The organism is Bradyrhizobium sp. SZCCHNR1015, assembly GCF_032489875.1.
GTDB lineage: Bacteria > Pseudomonadota > Alphaproteobacteria > Rhizobiales > Xanthobacteraceae > Bradyrhizobium.
In genome coordinates this window covers 74,543-93,508 of record NZ_JAUEYW010000005.1, presented here as the reverse complement: position 1 = coordinate 93,508, position 18,966 = coordinate 74,543, and the positions used below count along the sequence as shown (strand labels likewise).

Sequence of the window (18,966 nt, the reverse complement as noted above, 5' to 3'; positions counted from 1 at the left end):
CTCCGGCGTTTGCCCCTAGTTTTACCGGCGAACCCGTTCTCTCGCACAGAGAAGCGGGGCCGCCGATCCCACCGACGCAAGGCCCTTTGCCGCGCGTCGTCCACAATTGAGTCAGATGTGTCCGGATCGCAAGGGTTCGGACCGAAGCGGAAGAAGATTGACGCCATGCAGGTCACAGAAACCTTGTCGGAAGGCTTGAAGCACGAGTTCCAGATCAGCGTTCCGGCGGCGGATCTCGACGCCAAGGCGGATGCCAAGCTGGTCGATCTCAAGGACAAGGTCCGCATCAACGGCTTCCGCCCCGGCAAGGTGCCGGTCGCGCATCTGAAGAAGATCTACGGCAAGTCGGTCATGGCCGAGACCATCGACCAGACCATCCGCGACACCAACACGCAGATCTTCACCGAGCGCGGCTTCCGCTTGGCCACCGAGCCCAAGGTGACGATGCCGACCGAGGAAGCCGAGGTCGAGAAGATCCTCGCTGGCGAGTCCGACCTGACCTACACCGTGGCCGTCGAGGTCGTGCCGGCGATCGCGCTCGCCGACTTCAAGACCTTCTCGGTCGAAAAGCCGGTGGCCGACATCACCGACGCCGACGTCGACGAGGCGATCAAGCGCCTGGCCGATGCCAACCGTAGCTACGCCGCCAAGGCCGATGGCGCGAAGGCCGAGAACGGCGACCGCGTGAAGATCAACTTCAAGGGCACGATCGACGGCGTCGCCTTCGAGGGCGGCACCGGCGAGGGCATCGACGTCGTCATCGGCTCCAACACCTTCATCCCCGGTTTCGAGGACCAACTGGTCGGCATCGGCGTCGGCGAGACCCGTACGCTCAAGGTCACGTTCCCGACCAACTACCTGAACAACGAGCTCGCCGGTAAGGCCGCGGAGTTCGAGACCACGGCGACCGCGATCGAGGCGCCGGAAGACAAGGTGGTGGACGACGAGTTCGCCAAGACGCTCGGCCTGGAATCGCTCGACAAGCTGAAGCAGCTGATGCGCGATCGTCTCGCCGGCGAGTTCAGCCAGGCGACCCGCCAGCGCGTCAAGCGCGCGCTGCTCGACCGTCTCGACGAGACCCATAAGTTCGATGCGCCGCCGTCGTTGATCGACGAGGAGTTCAACCTGATGTGGAACTCGGTCAAGGCCGAGATGGATTCCAGCGGCAAGACCTTCGCCGACGAGAACACCACCGAGGACAAGGCGAAGGAGGAGTACCGCACCATCGCCGACCGCCGCGTGCGCCTCGGCCTCGTGCTCTCCGAGATCGGCGAGAAGAACAAGATCACCGTGACCGACGACGAGGTCAGCCGCGCCGTGATCGAGCGTGCGCGCTCGATGCCGGGCCGCGAGAAGGAGGTCTGGGACTTCTATCGCAGCAACCCGCAGGCGCTCGCGCAGCTGCGCGCGCCGATCTACGAGGACAAGGTCGTCGACTTCATCCTCGAGCTCGCCAATGTGACCGAGAAGAAGGTCTCCAAGGACGAGCTGTTCAAGGACGACGACAGCGACAAGGCGGCCTGAAAAGGCCGCCCATCGTAGGGTTCGCGACATAAGCGCGTGATTAAGGTTGACCGGCGAAAGCGCCGGTCAACCCGGTTCGGGTGCTGGCCGCCGCCGCGGGAATCAGCTTGAACAGAGCAACGACCTCGCTCGCGGCTGGCCAGGGGCCCGGTCTTGTCACCGGCAAATTGGTCCATATCTGTGGGCTCGGTCTTGAAGTTCTGCATCACGGGACACCTGTCCGTCGCTGCTCGTTGAATGAGCCTCACCTGCGGCGGCCGGTCGTCTCAACTGCTGGTCCAACCCTTGGGTGATTCATGCGCGATCCCGTCGAAACCTATATGAACCTTGTGCCCATGGTGGTCGAACAGACCAACCGCGGTGAGCGCGCCTACGACATCTTCTCGCGCCTCCTGAAGGAGCGCATCATCTTCGTGACCGGTCCGGTCGAGGACGGCATGGCGACCCTGATCGTCGCGCAGCTGCTGTTCCTCGAGGCCGAGAACCCGAAGAAGGAAATCGCGATGTACATCAACTCGCCCGGTGGCGTGGTGACGTCGGGCCTCGCGATCTACGACACGATGCAATTCATCCGTCCGGCGGTGTCGACGCTGTGCACCGGCCAGGCGGCCTCGATGGGCTCGTTGCTGCTCTGTGCCGGCCACAAGGACATGCGCTTCTCGCTGCCGAACTCGCGCATCATGGTGCATCAGCCGTCCGGCGGGTTCCAGGGCCAGGCGACCGATATCATGCTGCACGCCCAGGAGATCCTGAACCTGAAGAAGCGGCTCAACGAGATCTACGTCAAGCACACCGGCCAGCCTTACAAGGCGATCGAGGACGCCCTGGAGCGCGACAAATTCCTCACGGCGGAAGCCGCCCAGGAGTTCGGCCTGATCGACAAGGTTCTCGACAAGCGGCCGGAAGATCCGGCGGCGATGGGCAAGTGAGCCCTCCGTAAACGAGGCGGGGTTCGTTTGACCCGCCTCGGAGCGCACAGCATCACCTTTGTCGGCCCGGGCCGGCAAAGGTACTGAGGTGGGGTCCCAAAAGGGTCGCAACCTTGCCGTGCGGCCGGCAAATAGGCGTGGCAAACACGCAACGCTCCGCTGATTTCGCGTGCTCTTACCGTGTCAAGCCCCAAAATCACGGTAATGTCACGGTCTAGGGTCTGTGCTCCGATTAGCGAATTCTTGATAGTCGGATGACAGCATGATTGGCTAGAGTGTCCAGTTATGGATCGTGGGGGATTCGCGTAGGTCGTGGGCGCACGACAGGTGAAGAACAAGGTGTTAATTTTGGTACGAAATTTGCTCTTTCACCAGTCTGGTCCGGCCCGTGCCGGATCGGAACGAACGAGCGGACAAGAGCGAACCGCGGACGGAGACAGGAATGAGTAAGGTCGGCACGAGCGACTCGAAGAACACGCTATATTGCTCGTTCTGCGGCAAGAGCCAGCACGAAGTCCGCAAACTGATCGCAGGTCCAACCGTCTTCATCTGCGACGAGTGCGTCGAACTCTGCATGGACATCATCCGCGAGGAGAACAAGTCCTCGCTGGTCAAGTCGCGCGACGGGATTCCGACCCCGAAGGAGATCTGCAAGGTCCTGGACGATTACGTCATCGGCCAGAACCACGCGAAAAAGGTGCTCTCGGTCGCCGTCCACAACCACTACAAGCGGCTGAATCACCAGACCAAGCACTCCGACGTCGAGCTCGCGAAGTCGAACATCCTGCTGATCGGTCCGACCGGATCGGGCAAGACGCTGCTCGCGCAGACGCTCGCCCGCATCCTGGACGTGCCGTTCACGATGGCGGATGCGACGACCCTGACCGAGGCCGGCTATGTCGGTGAGGACGTCGAGAACATCATCCTGAAGCTCTTGCAGGCGGCCGACTACAATGTCGAGCGCGCGCAGCGTGGCATTGTCTACATCGACGAGATCGACAAGATCAGTCGCAAGTCGGACAATCCCTCGATCACCCGCGACGTGTCGGGCGAGGGAGTCCAGCAGGCGCTGCTGAAGATCATGGAGGGCACGGTTGCGTCGGTTCCGCCGCAGGGCGGCCGCAAGCATCCGCAGCAGGAGTTCCTGCAGGTCGACACCACCAACATCCTGTTCATCTGCGGTGGTGCGTTCTCCGGTCTCGAGAAGATCATCTCGGCGCGCGGCCGGTCGACCTCGATCGGCTTCGCCGCCCAGGTTCTGGCGCCGGAAGACCGCCGCACCGGCGAGATCTTCCGTCACGTCGAGCCTGAGGATCTCCTGAAGTACGGCCTGATCCCCGAGTTCGTCGGCCGTCTGCCGGTCGTTGCGACGCTCGAGGACCTCGACGAGAACTCGCTCAAGAAGATCCTGACCGAGCCCAAGAACGCGCTGGTGAAGCAGTATCAGAGGCTGTTCGAGATGGAGAACATCGAGCTCACCTTCGCCGACGAGGCGCTGGGCGCGGTGGCGCGCAAGGCCATCGAGCGCAAGACCGGCGCGCGCGGTCTGCGGTCGATCCTCGAGAGCATCCTGCTCGAGACGATGTTCGACCTGCCGGGTCTCGAGGGCGTCGAGGAAGTGGTCATCTCGCGCGAAGTGGTCGAGGGCACCGCCCGTCCGCTCTACATCTACGCCGATCGGTCCGATCGCGCGGTGGAAAGCAGCGCCAGCGCGTGAGGCGCGCTGGTACGAGAGACAGAAGACCTCGATTTATTAGATCGGCGATCGCCGCGGACATCATGTCCGCGGCATCGCAGCGTTTCAGAGTCCCGCCGCGTAAAGCCATTTTTGGCGGGTGTTTACCGATACTTGACACCCCCCGGGTCGATAGCCACCTAATGTCGCGTGGCGATACAAATCTCAATCCCGGGATTCGCCTCAACAACGATCCGAAACAAGCGGGCGATATCGACGCGTCAGTGAAGTCCGGATCAGATCGCACCTTGTGGCGGTTGCGCACGATGGCGGACTGCGTGCAAGGGGGCTAAACAAAAGGAACAGGCCATGACGACCCCCAAACCCCGGCCGACCATCGTTTACGGCGAGAGCCACGCCTATCCGGTTCTGCCGCTCCGCGACATCGTCGTCTTCCCGCACAACATCGTTCCGCTGTTCGTCGGCCGCGAGAAATCCATCCGCGCCCTCGAAGAGGTGATGAAGAACGACGCGCTGGTGATGCTGGCGACGCAGAAGAACGCGTCCGACGACGATCCCGCTCCGGATGCGATCTACGAGACCGGGACGCTCGCCAGCGTGCTGCAACTCCTGAAGCTGCCCGACGGCACCGTGAAGGTGCTGGTCGAAGGCCTGGAGCGCGCGCGCGTCGAGAAGTACACCGATCGCGCCGACTACTACGAAGCCACTGCCGTTGCGCTCGAGGACACCGACGCCAAGTCGGTCGAGGCCGAAGCGCTGGGCCGCTCCGTCGTGTCGGACTTCGAGAGCTATGTGAAGCTGAACAAGAAGATCTCCGCCGAGGTCGTCGGCGTCGTTCAGTCGATCACCGATTTCGGCAAGCTGGCCGACACCGTCGCCTCGCATCTCGCCGTCAAGATCGCCGATCGCCAGGGCATCCTGGAGACGCTGTCCGTCACCACGCGCCTGGAGAAGGTGCTGGGCCTGATGGAGAGCGAGATCTCGGTGCTGCAGGTCGAGAAGCGCATCCGCTCGCGTGTGAAGCGCCAGATGGAGAAGACCCAGCGCGAGTACTACCTGAATGAGCAGATGAAGGCCATTCAGAAGGAGCTGGGCGACGAGGACGGCCGTGACGAGCTCGCCGATCTGGAAGAGCGCATCAACAAGACCAAGCTCTCCAAGGAAGCGCGCGAGAAGGCCCAGCACGAGCTGAAGAAGCTGCGCCAGATGTCGCCGATGTCCGCGGAAGCGACCGTCGTGCGCAACTACCTGGATTGGCTGCTGTCGATCCCGTGGAACAAGAAGTCCAAGGTGAAGAAGGATCTGGAGGCCGCTCAGGCGGTTCTGGATGCGGATCACTATGGGCTGGAGAAGGTCAAGGACCGCATCGTCGAGTACCTGGCGGTGCAGTCGCGCGCCAACAAGCTGACCGGCCCGATCCTGTGCCTGGTCGGACCTCCCGGCGTCGGCAAGACCTCGCTCGGCAAGTCGATCGCGAAGGCCACGGGGCGCGAGTTCGTTCGCGTGTCGCTGGGCGGCGTGCGCGACGAGGCGGAGATCCGCGGTCATCGCCGGACCTATATCGGCTCGATGCCCGGCAAGATCATCCAGTCGATGCGCAAGGCCAAGACCTCGAATCCGCTCTTCCTGCTGGACGAGATCGACAAGATGGGCTCGGACTTCCGGGGTGATCCCTCGTCGGCGCTGCTGGAGGTCTTGGACCCCGAGCAGAACACGACGTTCAACGATCACTATCTGGAGGTCGACTACGACCTGTCGAACGTGATGTTCATCACGACCGCGAATACGCTGAATATTCCCGGACCGCTGATGGACCGCATGGAGATCATCCGCATCGCGGGCTACACCGAGACCGAAAAGCTCGAGATCGCCCGCAAGCACCTGATCCCCAGCGCGATCTCGAAGCACGGCCTGGACTCGAAGGAGTGGTCGATCGACGACGACGCGTTGCTGCTCGTGATCCGGCGCTACACCCGCGAAGCGGGCGTGCGTAATCTGGAGCGTGAGATTTCCACACTGGCCCGCAAGGCCGTGAAGGAGCTCATGATGTCCAAGAAGAAGTCGGTGAAGATCACCGAGAAGACCGTCGAGGAATTCTTGGGTGTTCCGAAGTACCGCTTCGGCGAGATCGAGAGCGACGATCAGGTCGGCATCGTGACGGGCTTGGCCTGGACCGATGTCGGTGGCGAGCTGCTGACGATCGAAGGCGTCATGATGCCCGGCAAGGGCAAGATGACGGTGACGGGCAATCTGCGCGACGTCATGAAGGAGTCGATCTCGGCGGCGGCCTCGTTCGTCCGCTCGCGGGCGATCAACTACGGCATCGAGCCGCCGCTGTTCGACCGGCGTGACATCCACGTCCACGTGCCGGAGGGAGCAACCCCGAAGGACGGACCGTCGGCGGGCGTCGCGATGGCGACGACCATCATCTCGGTGATGACCGGCATCCCGGTCCGTCACGACGTCGCGATGACCGGCGAGATCACCCTGCGTGGTCGTGTGCTGCCGATCGGCGGTCTGAAGGAGAAGCTGTTGGCTGCGGCCCGCGGCGGCATCAAGACGGTGCTGATCCCCGAGGACAACGCCAAGGATCTCACGGAGATTTCCGATGCGATCAAGGGCGGCATGGAGATCATCCCGGTCGCCCGTCTCGACGACGTCGTCGCCCGGGCCCTGGTCCGCAAGCCGGTGCCGATCGTCTGGGAAGAGGACACCAAGGTGCCCGTGAAGGCCGATGGCGACGAAGCCGCTGGCGGCCTGACCGCCCACTGACGACCGAACAGAACAAGGAAACGGCGCCCGAACGGCGCCGTTTTCGTTTGCGGGATCGAGCCACTGACTTCGAGCGTGCGGGGTCTGCCCCACCGTTCCCGCTGCGGCGGTTTCTCGCTGCCGCCGCGTGGTTCCGGCGTTGATTGCGGATCGGGCAGGGGGTAAAGAAGCGCGACGTGAGGGCGGCTAGCTCAGCTGGTTAGAGCATCTCGTTTACACCGAGAGGGTCGGGAGTTCGAATCTCTCGCCGCCTACCACTCGGATCTGCCGGCAGGCGCGCTCGAATTGCGGTGGCTATTGCGGCAGGCGCTGTTTTTCCAGGCTGACCGCGATCCTTTCCAGAAGCGTGTTCGTACGTCTGGTTTCATCGATCTGCTGCTCGTAGAGCTGAACCACCTTCGCGCTGGGACCCAATCCGCCGCGACGGCTGAGCAAGAACCAAACCCCGATCAGGAAGATGAAGGGAAGCCAGGAGACGATCAGCTCCACGACCCATTGTTGCATGACGACCCATTCCCCCATTTGAACCTCTGTCAGAGGTAGCAGGATGGCTATACCGCAGCCTCGTGGTGAAGCGTAGGTGCTGCGGGACGTCGCCGTGGGACAGGGTTTAGAATCCTTTTCGGCGGCCACTACGAAGTGTCAGAACGATTTCGCGTGGTGACCAGCTCTTCTTCGGCTAGCTTCGCGCGGGGTGAAACATCGCGGACGAAACGATGACCGACTTCCTGCGTCACTGCACAGGCGGACACGAACGCATCATCGCGGCTGGCTCCGACCTGCTGGAGGAGGGCCACAGCACCGGGCATCTCTACATCCTGCTGGACGGGCGGCTGGAGGTCGTCAAGGCCGGGGCCACGGTGGCCGTCGTCTCCGAGCCGGGTGCGCTGTTCGGCGAGATGTCGCTGCTGCTGGAGCAGCCGCACACGGCGACCGTGCGGGCGCTTGCCGAGTGCCGGATCTATGAGATCCCCAATGCGCCGCGCTTCCTGACCGAGAATCCCGAGGCGACGCTGGCGATCGCGCGCATGCTGGCGCAGCGGCTCAATGTCGCCAATACCTATCTGGCCGACCTCAAGCGGCAATATGCCGGCCATGGCACGCACCTCGCGATGGTCGGCGACGTCCTGCAGAGCATGGTCAACCTGCCGCCGCAGCAGGTCTCGCCAGGAACGGATCTGGAATCCGATCCACGGCTCTGAGCCAGTCGGGCGCCGCTGTCACCGGCTGGGCCGGGCGCTCCAGCCGTCCGGCGAGGTCGATCCATTCGGCCTGCCCCGCCGACAGCCAGAACGCGCGCTGGGTCTCGGTGTCGAGCACCATGTAGGTCGGCGGGCGCCCGGGCTGCCGTCCGGTGTTGAAGACCCAGGTCTCACCGACGCGATCGAACCAGGATCCGTTCGTGATGAAGGGCGACTGGTGGACGTGGCCGGAGATCACCATCGTTGGCCGATGGCGCGCGATGAAGCCTTCGAGCTCGGTGTCGCCGAAGAAGCGCTTGCCGCCCCAGCTCACCGGCGAGTTGGCCGGCGGCGCATGATGCACCCAGATCCAGCGTTCGGGTCTGCGTGCGGCGGCGGCTTCGAGCTGGCGCGTGATCGCGGCCTTCACGCGCGGACCATCCCACCACGGGCAGACCGAGAACATGATGTCGCCGACCAGGAGATCGTCGCCATCGGAGGCGATGCCGAGCTCCCGGACCGTTCCGATCCAGGCCGCGATCTTCTCGCCCTCGGGGCTGCGCTCCTCCAGGTCATGATTGCCGGAGCAGATCATGACCCGTGTCTTGGCCGCCAGGAGCGCGAGATAGGTCTTCACGACCACGATCTGGGCGCGGATGTCGACGATCGAGGCGAGATCGAGCGCATCGCCGGCGAAAACCACTGCGTCGAAATGATCGGCAGCCGCCACCAGCCAGTCGAACTGCGGCAGCGTGTAGTGAAGATCGGCAACGATGAGACAGCGCATGAGGCTCCTGACGCGCAGGATCGAAGCAAGAGCGGGACCATATTCTGCCCGCGCTATTGCATCTTGAAACTGCGGGCGCCGGCAAGACCAGGTCCTCCTCTGGTCTGTCGAGCTCGCCGGTATGATGTTGGCGCGAGCCATCGCGCGCTCGTGCCTTGACAGGCAAGACCCGCGCATGCGCGATGCCTACTCTCTCGATGATCTCAACCAGACAAGGCGCGTCATGCAATTGCCTTCAGGAGACGACCGCAACGCCGACCAGATCGCCTATTGGAACGGCCCGGGCGGCCAGCGCTGGTCCGATCGCCAGGAGGCGCAGGACGTCCTGCTCGCGCCGGTGTCGCGGATACTGATCGACCGCATCGCGGCCAAGCCGGGAGATCGTGTGCTCGACATCGGCTGTGGCTGCGGCGGCCTGTCGATCGCGCTCGCCGGGCAGGTGGCGCCGGGCGGACACGTGCTCGGGGTCGACATCTCTGCGCCGATGCTGGCGCGGGCGCGCGCCGTGGCGCCGGCAGGACCTGCCACCGAATTCGTGCTGGCCGACGCCACCGTGCATCCGTTCGCGCCGGCGAGCTTTGATCTGCTGGTGTCGCGGTTCGGGGTGATGTTCTTTGCCGATCCGGTGGCGTCGTTCGCCAACATCCGCCGCGCGCTGAAGCCGGGCGGCCGGGTCGTATTCGCCTGCTGGCGCGAGCCGAAGGCCAATCCCTGGATGATTGCGCCGCTGCAGGCGGTCTATCGCCACGTTCCGAAGCTGCCGGAGATGGCGCCGGAGGATCCGGGTCCGTTCGCGTTCGCATCCGAGGCGCGGGTGACGCGGATCCTCGGCGAGGCCGGCTTCAGCGACGTCGCGCTGCAGGCACATCCGCTGTCGCTCGACATCGCCCGCGGACAGGGTCTCGACGCGGCGGTGCAATCGGCCTTCGAGATCGGCCCCGCCAGCCGCGCGCTGGAAGGGCACCCGGCGGAGACGCGCGATGCGGCGCGTCTCTCGGTACGCGAGCTGCTCGCACAGCATCAGGATGGCGGCAGCGTCACGCTGTCGGGCTCGATCTGGCTGGTGACGGCGCGCGCCTGACGCGGCGCCGGACGGCGCTCAGGAGCGCTCTTCCCAGATCATCGCCAGATGGACGATGGTCTGCGCCGCCTTCTCCATGTCCTTGACGCTGACCCATTCGAGACGCGAGTGGAAGGCATGCTCGCCGGCGAAGATGTTGGGGCAGGGCAGGCCCATGAACGACAGCCGCGAACCGTCGGTGCCGCCGCGGATCGATGTCCGGACCGGCGTCAGTCCGGCGCGGCGGATCGCCTCCTCGGCATAGGTCACGATCTCCGGATGCCGGTCGATGACCTCCTTCATGTTGCGGTATTGCTGCCGGACCTCCATCCGATAGGTCGAGCGCGGATAGTCCTTCAGGACATCCCTGACGATGTCCTCGAGCAGCGCTTCCTTCTGCCGCAGGCCCTGCTCGCTGAAATCGCGCACGATGAAGTCGAGCCGCGCCTGTTCGAGCGCGCCGGAGATCCCGACCGGATGCAGGAAGCCTTCCTTGCCCTCCGTCGTCTCCGGCGAGCAGCCATCCTTCGGGAGCCGATCGACGATTGCGGACGCGATCTTGATCGCATGCTCCATCTTGCCCTTGGCAAAGCCGGGATGGGCGCTGACGCCGTTGATGAGGATGGTGGCGCCGTCGGCGGAGAAGGTCTCGTCCTCGATGTTGCCGGCGGTCTCGCCATCCATCGTATAGCCGAAATCGGCGCCCAGCTTCTTCAGGTCGACCCTGTCGACGCCGCGGCCGATCTCCTCGTCCGGCGTGAACAGGATCTTGATGGTGCCGTGCTTGATCTGCGGATTGCTGATCAGGAATTGCGCCGCGTCCATGATCTCGGCGATGCCGGCCTTGTTGTCGGCGCCCAGCAGGGTCGTGCCGTCGGTGGTGACGATGTCGCTGCCGATCTGGTCCTTCAATGCAGGATGCTCAGCCACACGGATGATCTGGCTCGCGTCCCCCGGCAGCACGATGTCGCCGCCCTGGTAGTTGCGCACGATCTGCGGCTTCACGTTGGCCCCGGAACAGTCGGGCGACGTGTCCATGTGCGAGCAGAAGCAGATCACCGGCACGGCCTTGTCGGTGGTGGCGGGGATGGTCGCGTAGACGTAGCCGTTGTCGTCCAGATGGGCGTCCGAAAGTCCCATCGCCTGCAGCTCGGCTGCGAGCATCCGGCCAAGATTTTTCTGCTTGAGCGTCGAAGGACAGGTCGGCGACGTCGGGTCCGACTGGGTGTCGATCACGGCGTAGCGGAGCAGGCGCTCGGTGACGGAGTGGGTATAGCTGCGAAGCGGGTCGGACATGGGCACCACGAGAGAGAGAGAAAGAGAGAGAGGTTGCCGGAGGTATCAGTATACTAATATATCAGTTATTGCATGCCAGATACCAGGAGCGGCAGGTTATCAATGGTTTCAGCTCTGATCAAAGAACGTCCGGCCAGCTCCCGTGCTGCGGAATACGACGTTTCGCGGCCGGCGTTGATCAGCACCGCTTCGCCGACGGCAGGATTGAGCTCCATCTGCAGGATACCGCCTCCGGCGATTCGAAGCTCAGCTTGCTCGCACAGGTGCCGGGCGATTCGTGGGCGGCGTCCGCGAGGAATCTCCTCTCACTCGCTTCCTGGTCAGCCCGTGCACCTCGACCGGGACGGCGGCCGGAAATTTCAATATGCCCGGTCGAAAGTATGCCTGGTCGGACTTGGCGCCCATTTTGCCATATCCGGCCTGCGACGTCTTCGCGAAGCGACCGCCACGGCCGCGGGGCAGGGGTGCCGAGATCCGGAGGGAGAGACGTGGGATGGCCCATCATCGTGCAGCGATTGACGTCGGCTGCTCGGCCCAGACAAGGAGACCGGGCGTGCTGCATGGACCCCTCATCAATGACTTCGCACAGCTCTCGGTTCATTGTCCTTGACTTCGAAACATCGCCCCTTTAAGTCGCACTCCTCCGCGGATTTCGCGATCACGCGGGAGTAGCTCAGTTGGTTAGAGCGCCGGCCTGTCACGCCGGAGGTCGCGGGTTCGAGCCCCGTCTCTCGCGCCATGTTTTCAATGGCTTAGCTTTCGATCTGATCCGTGCGCTGGCGCAAGCGGCACTCCCGCGCGATCTCTTCCCGCCTACGACCTGATGCTCCGCCGACTGCAAGTGCTCCGTCGCCAATTTTCCGACCGGGCATGAAAAAGGCCACCCGGCGGGTGGCCTGCGAATGCTATCAGATGGCAGCGGACAGTGGCCTCAGCGGACCATCGAGTCGCTGGAACTCGTCATGGTCACCGGCTTGCCGGCCTTCACGACGTGCGATGCCGTCTGGCTGTAGTCGACGTTGGCGCGGGTCGCGATGCCGAAAGCGGTCACGGCGATGCCGGCGATCAGGGCAACGGCGACGATCTTCAGATGGGTCGATCGGTCTGCGGAATGCAGTGAGTGGTTCATGTCAGCCTCCCGGCGTCTCAGAGCGCCACTTTGTTGCCTGGACATGTACCCCTGCTTTGTTTCGATCCGGTTTCTTCGTTTCCTCAAAATGGTTTCATCGGTTGCAGCCGCCGCGGCGGCAATCGGGAGTATGCGGCCGGGGCTGACTGCGCGCGGCGGTGCCGGTATCGACGGCGGCCGCGGATGATCTTGATCCGGCGGCCCTTCGTGACCATCTCCCGCGGTAACGGAAGCCTATCGGGCGATGGTCCAGTCGCCTCGTTTGGATCGCCCGATCGAACGCTGATCCGCATCCGTCTCCGACCAGCCCAGCCTGCGCACAACGCCGTGCGTCCTCGCGATTGCTGATCGCCTCAGCATCCCGCGGTGGACCGTGCGGCACCGTAATGCTGCGGGTCTGCAATGCGGCTCCTGCACGCGTCATCCGCGGCGCCGTTGCTCGGTGTGTCCCGGTTTCCGCAATGTGGGGAGGGATGACGACGGCGAGACGGCTCGTCTTGCGCGGCTTGGTGCGCTGCGCTAAGGCTTCGACCAATTCCAATGCAACGAGTCTGCGGTTTGCACCGAAACCGCAGAGGAAAGTGGCGCCGATGACCGGCATCCTTCAGAACTATCTCCCCCTCGTCGTTTTCATAGGTGTCGCAGCCATCATCGGGGTGGTGCTGCTGATCGCGCCGTTCCTGGTCGCCTACCAGCAGCCCGATCCCGAGAAGCTCTCCGCCTACGAGTGCGGCTTCAATGCGTTCGACGACGCCCGTATGAAGTTCGACGTCCGCTTCTATCTGGTTGCCATCCTTTTCATCATCTTCGACCTCGAAGTCGCCTTCCTGTTCCCCTGGGCAGTCGCATTCGGCAAGCTCGGCGCGGCCGGCTTCTGGTCGATGCTGGTGTTCCTGGCCGTGCTGACGGTCGGGTTTGCCTACGAATGGAAGAAAGGCGCGCTTGAATGGGATTGAGCCCGACCACGTCCTCGACCGGGCCGGCGATCGCTCCGGCCCCGAAGGGCATTCTCGATCCCGCGACCGGCAGGCCGATCGGTGCCAACGACCCGTATTTCCTCGAGGTCAGGTCCGAGCTGTCGGACAAGGGATTCTTCGTTGCCACCGCTGACGATCTCATCACCTGGGCCCGCACCGGCTCCCTGATGTGGATGACGTTCGGCCTGGCCTGCTGCGCCGTCGAGATGATGCAGGTCTCGATGCCGCGCTACGATGTCGAGCGCTTCGGCTTCGCGCCGCGTGCGTCGCCGCGCCAGTCCGACGTGATGATCGTCGCCGGCACGCTGACCAACAAGATGGCGCCGGCGCTGCGCAAGGTCTACGACCAGATGCCGGAGCCGCGCTACGTCATCTCGATGGGGTCGTGCGCCAATGGCGGCGGCTACTATCACTATTCCTATTCGGTGGTCCGCGGCTGCGACCGCATCGTTCCCATTGACATCTATGTGCCCGGCTGTCCGCCGACCGCCGAAGCGCTGCTGTACGGTGTGCTGCTGCTGCAGAAGAAGATCCGGCGCACCGGCACCATCGAACGCTGAAGGTTTTTCGTTATGGACGACGGCAGGCTCGACGCCCTTGGGCAGACGATCGTAAGCGCGCTCCCGGGCGCCGCGATCGGCCATACGGTCGCTTTCAATCAGCTCACGGTGAATGTGGAGCCCGCCCGGATCGTCGAGGTCGTGACACATCTGCGCGACGATCCGGCTCTCCGCTTCGTCAACATCACCGACATCACGGCGGTCGACTATCCCGAGCGCGCCAAGCGTTTCGATGTCGTCTACCACTTCCTGTCACCGACGCTGAACGCGCGCATCCGGCTCAAGGCCGAAGCCGACGAGACCACGCAGGTGCCGTCGCTGATCGATGTCTTTCCGGGCGCCGATTGGTTCGAGCGCGAGGCCTACGACCTCTACGGCGTGATCTTTGTCGGCCACCCCGACATGCGCCGCCTGCTGACGGACTACGGCTTCGATGGCCATCCGCTGCGCAAGGACTTCCCGACGACGGGGTTCGTCGAGGTGCGCTACGACGACCAGGAGAAGCGGGTAATCTACGAGCCGGTCAGGCTCAACCAGGAATTCCGCAAGTTCGATTTCCTCTCGCCCTGGGAAGGCGCGGACTATCCGCTGCCGGGCGACGAGAAAGCGAATAAGTGAGTGGGAGCGCGAGCATGAACGAGCAGAGCCCGGCCCTCCGCAACTTCACGATCAATTTCGGCCCGCAGCATCCGGCGGCGCACGGTGTGCTGCGCCTGGTGCTGGAGCTGGACGGCGAGGTGGTCGAGCGCGTCGATCCGCATATCGGCCTGCTGCATCGCGGCACCGAGAAGCTGATCGAGACCAAGACCTACATGCAGGCGATGCCCTATTTCGATCGGCTCGACTACGTCGCGCCGATGAATCAGGAGCATGCGTTCTGCCTCGCGGCCGAGCGCCTGCTCGGAATCGAGGTGCCGCGCCGCGGCCAGCTGATCCGCGTGCTCTACTCCGAGATCGGACGGCTGCTGTCGCACCTGCTCAACGTCACCACCCAGGCGATGGACGTCGGCGCGCTGACCCCGCCGCTGTGGGGCTTCGAGGAGCGCGAGAAGCTGATGGTGTTCTATGAGCGCGCCTCCGGCTCGCGCATGCACGCCAACTACTTCCGCATCGGTGGCGTCCACCAGGACCTGCCGCCGAAGCTGATCGACGACATCGACGCATTCTGCGATCCGTTCCTGAAGGTGGTCGACGATCTCGACCGGCTCCTCACCGGAAACCGCATCTTCAAGCAGCGCAACGTCGACATCGGCGTCGTCACCCTGAAGCAGGCCTGGGAGTGGGGCTTCTCGGGCGTGATGGTGCGCGGCTCGGGCGCGGCCTGGGACCTGCGCAAGTCGCAGCCCTATGACGTCTACGCCGAGATGGAGTTCGACGTTCCGATCGGCAAGAACGGCGACTGCTACGACCGCTATCTGATCCGCATGGAAGAGATGCGCCAGTCGGTGCGTATCATGAAGCAGTGCATCCAGAAGCTGCGTGCACCGGACGGGCAGGGCCCGGTGATGATCACCGACAACAAGATCGCGCCGCCGCGCCGTGGCGAGATGAAGCGCTCGATGGAAGCGCTGATCCACCACTTCAAGCTCTATACCGAGGGCGTGCACGTCCCCGCTGGCGAGATCTATGCGGCGGTCGAGGCGCCGAAGGGCGAGTTCGGGGTCTACCTCGTCGCCGACGGCACCAACAAGCCGTACAAGTGCAAGATCCGCGCTCCGGGTTTCGCGCATCTGCAGGCGATGGACTTCATCTGCCGCGGCCATCTGCTCGCCGACGTCTCGGCCATCCTGGGCTCGCTCGACATCGTGTTCGGAGAGGTGGACCGCTGATGGGCCATGCGCCGATCCAGTTCGATCGTGCGTCCGGAGCGCTCGAAGGAGCGAACCTCTGGGAGCGCACGGCTGCATTGGCGCTGTCGACCGGCTCGAAGATCTCGTCGCATTTCTCGCATCGCGGCTACAACCGCTGCGCCAACCTGTTGCGCCTGGCGCTGCCCGAACGCGATATCGCGGTGAAGCTCAACCCGGACGCCGTGTTCGAGTTTCCCTATGGCGACGGCTACTGGAGCAAGCTGCTCAACCGCGACTATCACTACGAGGACGAGCTCGAGATCCTGTTTCTCGGCACTGTCGATGTCGACTACACCTTCATCGATGGCGGGGCCAATTACGGCTACTGGTCTGTGCTGGTCTCGAGCGCGCCCTACGGTGCGCACAAGGCGATCGCGATCGAGCCGTCCTCGGCCAACTTCGCCAAGCTCGCCAACAACGCCCGGATCAATGCCGGCCGCTTCGAGGTGATGAAGTGCGCGATCGGCGCCAGCCGCGGCACGGCCTATTTGACTGGCACCAAGCACGAGGCCTTCAGCATTGCGGGCGGCGCCGCCGACGGCGAGCGGGTGCCGGTGATGGCGCTCGACGATCTGATCGACGACGGCAAGGTCGCCGCGTCCGGCAAGTACCTGATCAAGCTCGACGTCGAGGGCGTCGAGATCGAGGCGATCAAGGGCGGCGCGCGGTTGCTGGCGACCGACAGCATGATCCTGTGCGAGGAGCACGGCCAGGACCGCAACCATACGGTGTCGCGCTACATCCTCGATCAGACGCCGATGCAGCTGATGGTCTACGACCCCGCGAGCGGCCGCTTCGAGATCGTGACGGAGCTGTCGATCCTCGACCGCATCAAGGCTTCCGCCCACGTCGGCTATAACGTGTTCGGAACTGCAAGTGCCTTCTGGCAGAATCGCGTCGCAGCGCTCAATGCAGACGCCGCGCGCCGCATGCAATGAAAGATTGAAGAGCCATGTCCGTCCGCCGTCTTGCCCCGAAGGAAGTTCAGCCCGCGAGCTTTGCGTTCACGGACGAGAACCTTGCCTTCGCCAAAGCGCAGATCGCGAAATATCCGGAAGGCCGCCAGGCCTCGGCGGTGATTGCGATCTTGTGGCGGGCCCAGGAGCAGCACGACGGCTGGGTGTCGGAGGCTGCGATCCGCGTCGTCGCCGACATGCTCGGGATGCCCTATATCCGCGTGCTCGAGGTCGCGACCTTCTACACCATGTTCCAGCTCCAGCCGGTCGGGAAGAAGGCGCATGTGCAGGTGTGCGGCACCACGCCGTGTCGGCTGCGCGGCGCCGAAGAGCTGATCGAGGTCTGCAAGCATCGTATCCATCATGATCCCTTCCACCTGTCGAAGGACGGCGACTTCAGCTGGGAAGAGGTCGAGTGCCTGGGCGCCTGCGTGAATGCGCCGATGGTGCAGATCTGGAAGGACACCTATGAGGACCTGACGCCGGAGAGCTTCGGCAAGGTGCTGGACGGCTTCGCGACCGGCAATCTGCCGACGCCCGGCCCGCAGAACGGCCGCCAGTTCTCGGCGCCGGCAGGTGGGCCGACCACGCTGAAGGAGAAGACATGAGCCGCGATCGCACCCGCGTTGCGGCCCTGACGGAAGAGGGCGCCGCGATGAAGAACTGGCGCTACGTGGCGCTGCATACGCTTGCTGCCGCCGCTTTCATTTTCGTGCTGCAGCGGTTCGCGCTCAACGCGACGCTGGAGTCCAGTCTGCTGTGGGCCTTGGTGTTCGGCGGCTGTGCCGCCTTCATCGCCACCATGCAGTCGAACCGCTGATTTTCGAGGAAGCCGTCTGATGCTCGACGACAAGGACCGCATCTTCACCAACCTCTACGGCCTGCACGATTGGGGCCTCGAGGGCGCTCGCCGGCGTGGCAGCTGGGACGGCACCAAGGGCCTGATCGAGAACGGCCGCGATTGGATCATCAACGAGATGAAGGCGTCGGGCCTGCGCGGCCGCGGCGGCGCCGGCTTCCCGACCGGCCTGAAATGGTCGTTCATGCCGAAGGAATCGACCGACGGCCGGCCGAGCTATCTCGTGGTCAACGCCGACGAGTCCGAGCCCGGTACCTGCAAGGATCGCGAGATCATGCGGCACGATCCGCATCATCTCGTCGAGGGCTGCCTGCTCGCCAGCTTCGCGATGAACGCGCATGCCTGCTACATCTATGTGCGCGGCGAGTTCATCCGCGAGCGCGAACGGCTGCAGGCGGCGATCGACCAGGCCTATGAGGCCAACCTGATCGGCAAGAACAACATCCACGGGTGGCCGTTCGATCTCTACGTCGCCCACGGCGCCGGCGCCTATATCTGCGGCGAAGAAACGGCGCTGCTCGAGAGCCTGGAGGGCAAGAAGGGCCAGCCGCGGCTGAAGCCGCCATTCCCGGCCAACGTCGGCCTCTACGGCTGCCCCACCACGGTGAACAATGTCGAGTCGATCGCGGTGGCGCCGACCATCCTGCGCCGCGGCGCCGCGTGGTTCGCCGGCATCGGCCGTCCGAACAATGTCGGCACAAAACTGTTCTGCATCTCCGGTCACGTCGAGCGGCCTTGCAACGTCGAAGAGGCGATGGGCATCCCGTTCCGCGAGCTGATCGAGAAGCATTGCGGCGGCATCCGTGGCGGCTGGGACAATCTGAAGGCGGTCATCCCCGGCGGCTCGTCCGTGCGCATGGTGCCGGCCGAGCAGATCATCGATACGCCGATGGATTTCGACAGCCTGTCGAAGCTGCGCTCCGGCCTCGGCACCGCGGCCGTGATCGTGATGGACAAGTCGACCGACCTGATCCGGGCGATCGCGCGCATCTCCTATTTCTACAAGCATGAGAGCTGTGGCCAGTGCACGCCGTGCCGCGAAGGCACCGGCTGGATGTGGCGCGTGCTGACCCGCATGGCCGAGGGCCGGGCGCACAAGCGCGAGATCGACATGCTGCTGGAGGTCACCAAGCAGATCGAGGGACACACGATCTGCGCGCTCGGTGACGCCGCGGCCTGGCCGATCCAGGGCCTGATCACGCATTTCCGTCACGAGATCGAGGCGCGCATCGATCAGTATTCGCACAAGGCCGATGTCGACGACGTCGGCGTGCGCGATCCCGCGCACATGGTGGCGGCGGAGTAGGCGGTGGCGGTCCGGTCCGCCAGCAAGGTTTTCCCCCGCGCTCGCGCCCTCACGGTGCGCAGCGCGGCGGTCCGTGGTTTGAGA

At 64.1% G+C, this 18,966-nt stretch carries 19 protein-coding genes and 2 tRNA genes; 16 read left to right on the top strand and 5 right to left on the bottom strand.

Annotation, left to right across the window (positions count from 1 at the left end; all coding sequences use genetic code 11):
- Window positions 1-165 precede the first annotated feature (165 nt).
- From tig to QX128_RS10455, 5 genes are all read left to right on the top strand, one after another.
- Complete coding sequence (gene tig, locus QX128_RS10475) at window positions 166-1,524, top strand: trigger factor (RefSeq protein WP_315799688.1); 1,359 nt, start codon at window positions 166-168, stop codon at window positions 1,522-1,524.
- 296 nt (window positions 1,525-1,820) lie between these two features.
- Window positions 1,821-2,453: an ATP-dependent Clp protease proteolytic subunit gene (locus tag QX128_RS10470; protein ID WP_172109612.1), complete on the top strand. Its 633-nt coding sequence runs from the start codon at window positions 1,821-1,823 to the stop codon at window positions 2,451-2,453.
- Between the two features lie 442 nt (window positions 2,454-2,895).
- Entirely contained in the window at window positions 2,896-4,170 is a 1,275-nt protein-coding gene (gene clpX / locus QX128_RS10465) for an ATP-dependent Clp protease ATP-binding subunit ClpX (RefSeq protein ID WP_012044595.1), read from the top strand.
- 327 nt (window positions 4,171-4,497) lie between these two features.
- Window positions 4,498-6,921, top strand: coding sequence for an endopeptidase La (lon, locus tag QX128_RS10460; protein ID WP_006611021.1), 2,424 nt, complete (start codon window positions 4,498-4,500; stop codon window positions 6,919-6,921).
- A 180-nt stretch (window positions 6,922-7,101) separates the two neighbouring features.
- A tRNA-Val gene (locus QX128_RS10455) sits at window positions 7,102-7,178 on the top strand.
- A 37-nt stretch (window positions 7,179-7,215) separates the two neighbouring features.
- On the opposite strand, the gene QX128_RS10450 is transcribed toward QX128_RS10455, so the two are convergent.
- On the bottom strand, window positions 7,216-7,443 hold the full coding sequence (locus QX128_RS10450; RefSeq protein ID WP_315799689.1) for a hypothetical protein: 228 nt from the start codon (window positions 7,441-7,443) through the stop codon (window positions 7,216-7,218).
- A 194-nt stretch (window positions 7,444-7,637) separates the two neighbouring features.
- On the opposite strand from QX128_RS10450, the gene QX128_RS10445 reads away from it, so the two are divergent.
- Window positions 7,638-8,123 (top strand): cyclic nucleotide-binding domain-containing protein, encoded by a 486-nt coding sequence (locus QX128_RS10445; RefSeq protein WP_316181443.1) that lies wholly within the window; start codon window positions 7,638-7,640, stop codon window positions 8,121-8,123.
- Here the strand turns inward: QX128_RS10445 and QX128_RS10440 are convergent.
- The gene (locus QX128_RS10440) at window positions 8,062-8,889 is read right to left on the bottom strand and encodes a metallophosphoesterase (RefSeq protein ID WP_316237402.1); all 828 of its coding nucleotides are present in this window, start codon (window positions 8,887-8,889) and stop codon (window positions 8,062-8,064) included. The genes QX128_RS10445 and QX128_RS10440 overlap by 62 nt on opposite strands.
- A 223-nt stretch (window positions 8,890-9,112) precedes the next feature.
- Here QX128_RS10440 and QX128_RS10435 point away from each other — a divergent pair, with 223 nt between their 5' ends.
- Entirely contained in the window at window positions 9,113-9,970 is an 858-nt protein-coding gene (locus QX128_RS10435; RefSeq protein ID WP_316217853.1) for a class I SAM-dependent methyltransferase, read from the top strand.
- Window positions 9,971-9,988: 18 nt separating this feature from the next.
- Here QX128_RS10435 and pepT read toward each other — a convergent pair whose 3' ends face one another.
- On the bottom strand, window positions 9,989-11,245 hold the full coding sequence (pepT, locus tag QX128_RS10430) for a peptidase T (RefSeq protein WP_316217854.1): 1,257 nt from the start codon (window positions 11,243-11,245) through the stop codon (window positions 9,989-9,991).
- A 65-nt stretch (window positions 11,246-11,310) separates the two neighbouring features.
- The gene (locus tag QX128_RS10425; protein ID WP_316217855.1) at window positions 11,311-11,460 is read right to left on the bottom strand and encodes a hypothetical protein; all 150 of its coding nucleotides are present in this window, start codon (window positions 11,458-11,460) and stop codon (window positions 11,311-11,313) included.
- A gap of 447 nt (window positions 11,461-11,907) precedes the next feature.
- On the opposite strand from QX128_RS10425, the gene QX128_RS10420 reads away from it, so the two are divergent.
- Window positions 11,908-11,984, top strand: a tRNA-Asp gene (locus tag QX128_RS10420).
- A 192-nt stretch (window positions 11,985-12,176) separates the two neighbouring features.
- Here the strand turns inward: QX128_RS10420 and QX128_RS10415 are convergent.
- Window positions 12,177-12,374, bottom strand: a complete 198-nt coding sequence (locus QX128_RS10415; protein ID WP_315799693.1) for a hypothetical protein — start codon at window positions 12,372-12,374, stop codon at window positions 12,177-12,179.
- Window positions 12,375-12,964: 590 nt separating this feature from the next.
- Between QX128_RS10415 and QX128_RS10410 the strand changes: the two genes are divergently transcribed.
- Genes QX128_RS10410 through nuoF form a run of 8 tightly spaced genes read left to right on the top strand, consistent with a single transcriptional unit; the run spans window position 12,965 to window position 18,882 of the window.
- The gene (locus tag QX128_RS10410; protein WP_008964559.1) at window positions 12,965-13,330 is read left to right on the top strand and encodes an NADH-quinone oxidoreductase subunit A; all 366 of its coding nucleotides are present in this window, start codon (window positions 12,965-12,967) and stop codon (window positions 13,328-13,330) included.
- The gene (locus QX128_RS10405) at window positions 13,327-13,911 is read left to right on the top strand and encodes an NADH-quinone oxidoreductase subunit B family protein (RefSeq protein ID WP_315800415.1); all 585 of its coding nucleotides are present in this window, start codon (window positions 13,327-13,329) and stop codon (window positions 13,909-13,911) included. Before QX128_RS10410 ends, QX128_RS10405 begins: the two co-directional genes overlap by 4 nt.
- Before the next feature lie 12 nt (window positions 13,912-13,923).
- Window positions 13,924-14,529 carry an NADH-quinone oxidoreductase subunit C gene (locus QX128_RS10400; protein ID WP_315799694.1) on the top strand — a complete coding sequence of 202 codons (606 nt, stop codon included), beginning with the start codon at window positions 13,924-13,926 and terminating at the stop codon, window positions 14,527-14,529.
- A gap of 14 nt (window positions 14,530-14,543) precedes the next feature.
- Window positions 14,544-15,740, top strand: coding sequence for an NADH-quinone oxidoreductase subunit D (locus tag QX128_RS10395; protein ID WP_315711546.1), 1,197 nt, complete (start codon window positions 14,544-14,546; stop codon window positions 15,738-15,740).
- Window positions 15,740-16,699 carry an FkbM family methyltransferase gene (locus tag QX128_RS10390; protein ID WP_315799695.1) on the top strand — a complete coding sequence of 320 codons (960 nt, stop codon included), beginning with the start codon at window positions 15,740-15,742 and terminating at the stop codon, window positions 16,697-16,699. Before QX128_RS10395 ends, QX128_RS10390 begins: the two co-directional genes overlap by 1 nt.
- A gap of 14 nt (window positions 16,700-16,713) precedes the next feature.
- Complete coding sequence (nuoE, locus tag QX128_RS10385) at window positions 16,714-17,325, top strand: NADH-quinone oxidoreductase subunit NuoE (protein WP_315799696.1); 612 nt, start codon at window positions 16,714-16,716, stop codon at window positions 17,323-17,325.
- Window positions 17,322-17,537: a hypothetical protein gene (locus QX128_RS10380; RefSeq protein ID WP_315799697.1), complete on the top strand. Its 216-nt coding sequence runs from the start codon at window positions 17,322-17,324 to the stop codon at window positions 17,535-17,537. Before nuoE ends, QX128_RS10380 begins: the two co-directional genes overlap by 4 nt.
- A gap of 19 nt (window positions 17,538-17,556) precedes the next feature.
- On the top strand, window positions 17,557-18,882 hold the full coding sequence (nuoF, locus tag QX128_RS10375) for an NADH-quinone oxidoreductase subunit NuoF (protein ID WP_315799698.1): 1,326 nt from the start codon (window positions 17,557-17,559) through the stop codon (window positions 18,880-18,882).
- Window positions 18,883-18,966: the final 84 nt, after the last annotated feature.

Excerpts from the sequence above, each read along its gene's own strand:
- nuoF (WP_315799698.1), top strand. The coding sequence starts at position 17,557 with ATGCTCGACGACAAGGACCGCATCTTCACCAACCTCTACGGCCTGCAC.
- QX128_RS10400 (WP_315799694.1), top strand. The coding sequence starts at position 13,924 with ATGGACGACGGCAGGCTCGACGCCCTTGGGCAGACGATCGTAAGCGCG.
- QX128_RS10470 (WP_172109612.1), top strand. The coding sequence starts at position 1,821 with ATGCGCGATCCCGTCGAAACCTATATGAACCTTGTGCCCATGGTGGTC.
- QX128_RS10415 (WP_315799693.1), bottom strand. The coding sequence starts at position 12,374 with ATGAACCACTCACTGCATTCCGCAGACCGATCGACCCATCTGAAGATC.
- QX128_RS10380 (WP_315799697.1), top strand. The coding sequence starts at position 17,322 with ATGAGCCGCGATCGCACCCGCGTTGCGGCCCTGACGGAAGAGGGCGCC.
- lon (WP_006611021.1), top strand. The coding sequence starts at position 4,498 with ATGACGACCCCCAAACCCCGGCCGACCATCGTTTACGGCGAGAGCCAC.
- clpX (WP_012044595.1), top strand. The coding sequence starts at position 2,896 with ATGAGTAAGGTCGGCACGAGCGACTCGAAGAACACGCTATATTGCTCG.
- QX128_RS10395 (WP_315711546.1), top strand. The coding sequence starts at position 14,544 with ATGAACGAGCAGAGCCCGGCCCTCCGCAACTTCACGATCAATTTCGGC.
- QX128_RS10435 (WP_316217853.1), top strand. The coding sequence starts at position 9,113 with ATGCAATTGCCTTCAGGAGACGACCGCAACGCCGACCAGATCGCCTAT.
- tig (WP_315799688.1), top strand. The coding sequence starts at position 166 with ATGCAGGTCACAGAAACCTTGTCGGAAGGCTTGAAGCACGAGTTCCAG.
- nuoE (WP_315799696.1), top strand. The coding sequence starts at position 16,714 with ATGTCCGTCCGCCGTCTTGCCCCGAAGGAAGTTCAGCCCGCGAGCTTT.
- QX128_RS10450 (WP_315799689.1), bottom strand. The coding sequence starts at position 7,443 with ATGGGGGAATGGGTCGTCATGCAACAATGGGTCGTGGAGCTGATCGTC.
- QX128_RS10445 (WP_316181443.1), top strand. The coding sequence starts at position 7,638 with ATGACCGACTTCCTGCGTCACTGCACAGGCGGACACGAACGCATCATC.
- QX128_RS10440 (WP_316237402.1), bottom strand. The coding sequence starts at position 8,889 with ATGCGCTGTCTCATCGTTGCCGATCTTCACTACACGCTGCCGCAGTTC.
- QX128_RS10390 (WP_315799695.1), top strand. The coding sequence starts at position 15,740 with ATGGGCCATGCGCCGATCCAGTTCGATCGTGCGTCCGGAGCGCTCGAA.
- QX128_RS10425 (WP_316217855.1), bottom strand. The coding sequence starts at position 11,460 with ATGGAGCTCAATCCTGCCGTCGGCGAAGCGGTGCTGATCAACGCCGGC.
- QX128_RS10410 (WP_008964559.1), top strand. The coding sequence starts at position 12,965 with ATGACCGGCATCCTTCAGAACTATCTCCCCCTCGTCGTTTTCATAGGT.
- pepT (WP_316217854.1), bottom strand. The coding sequence starts at position 11,245 with ATGTCCGACCCGCTTCGCAGCTATACCCACTCCGTCACCGAGCGCCTG.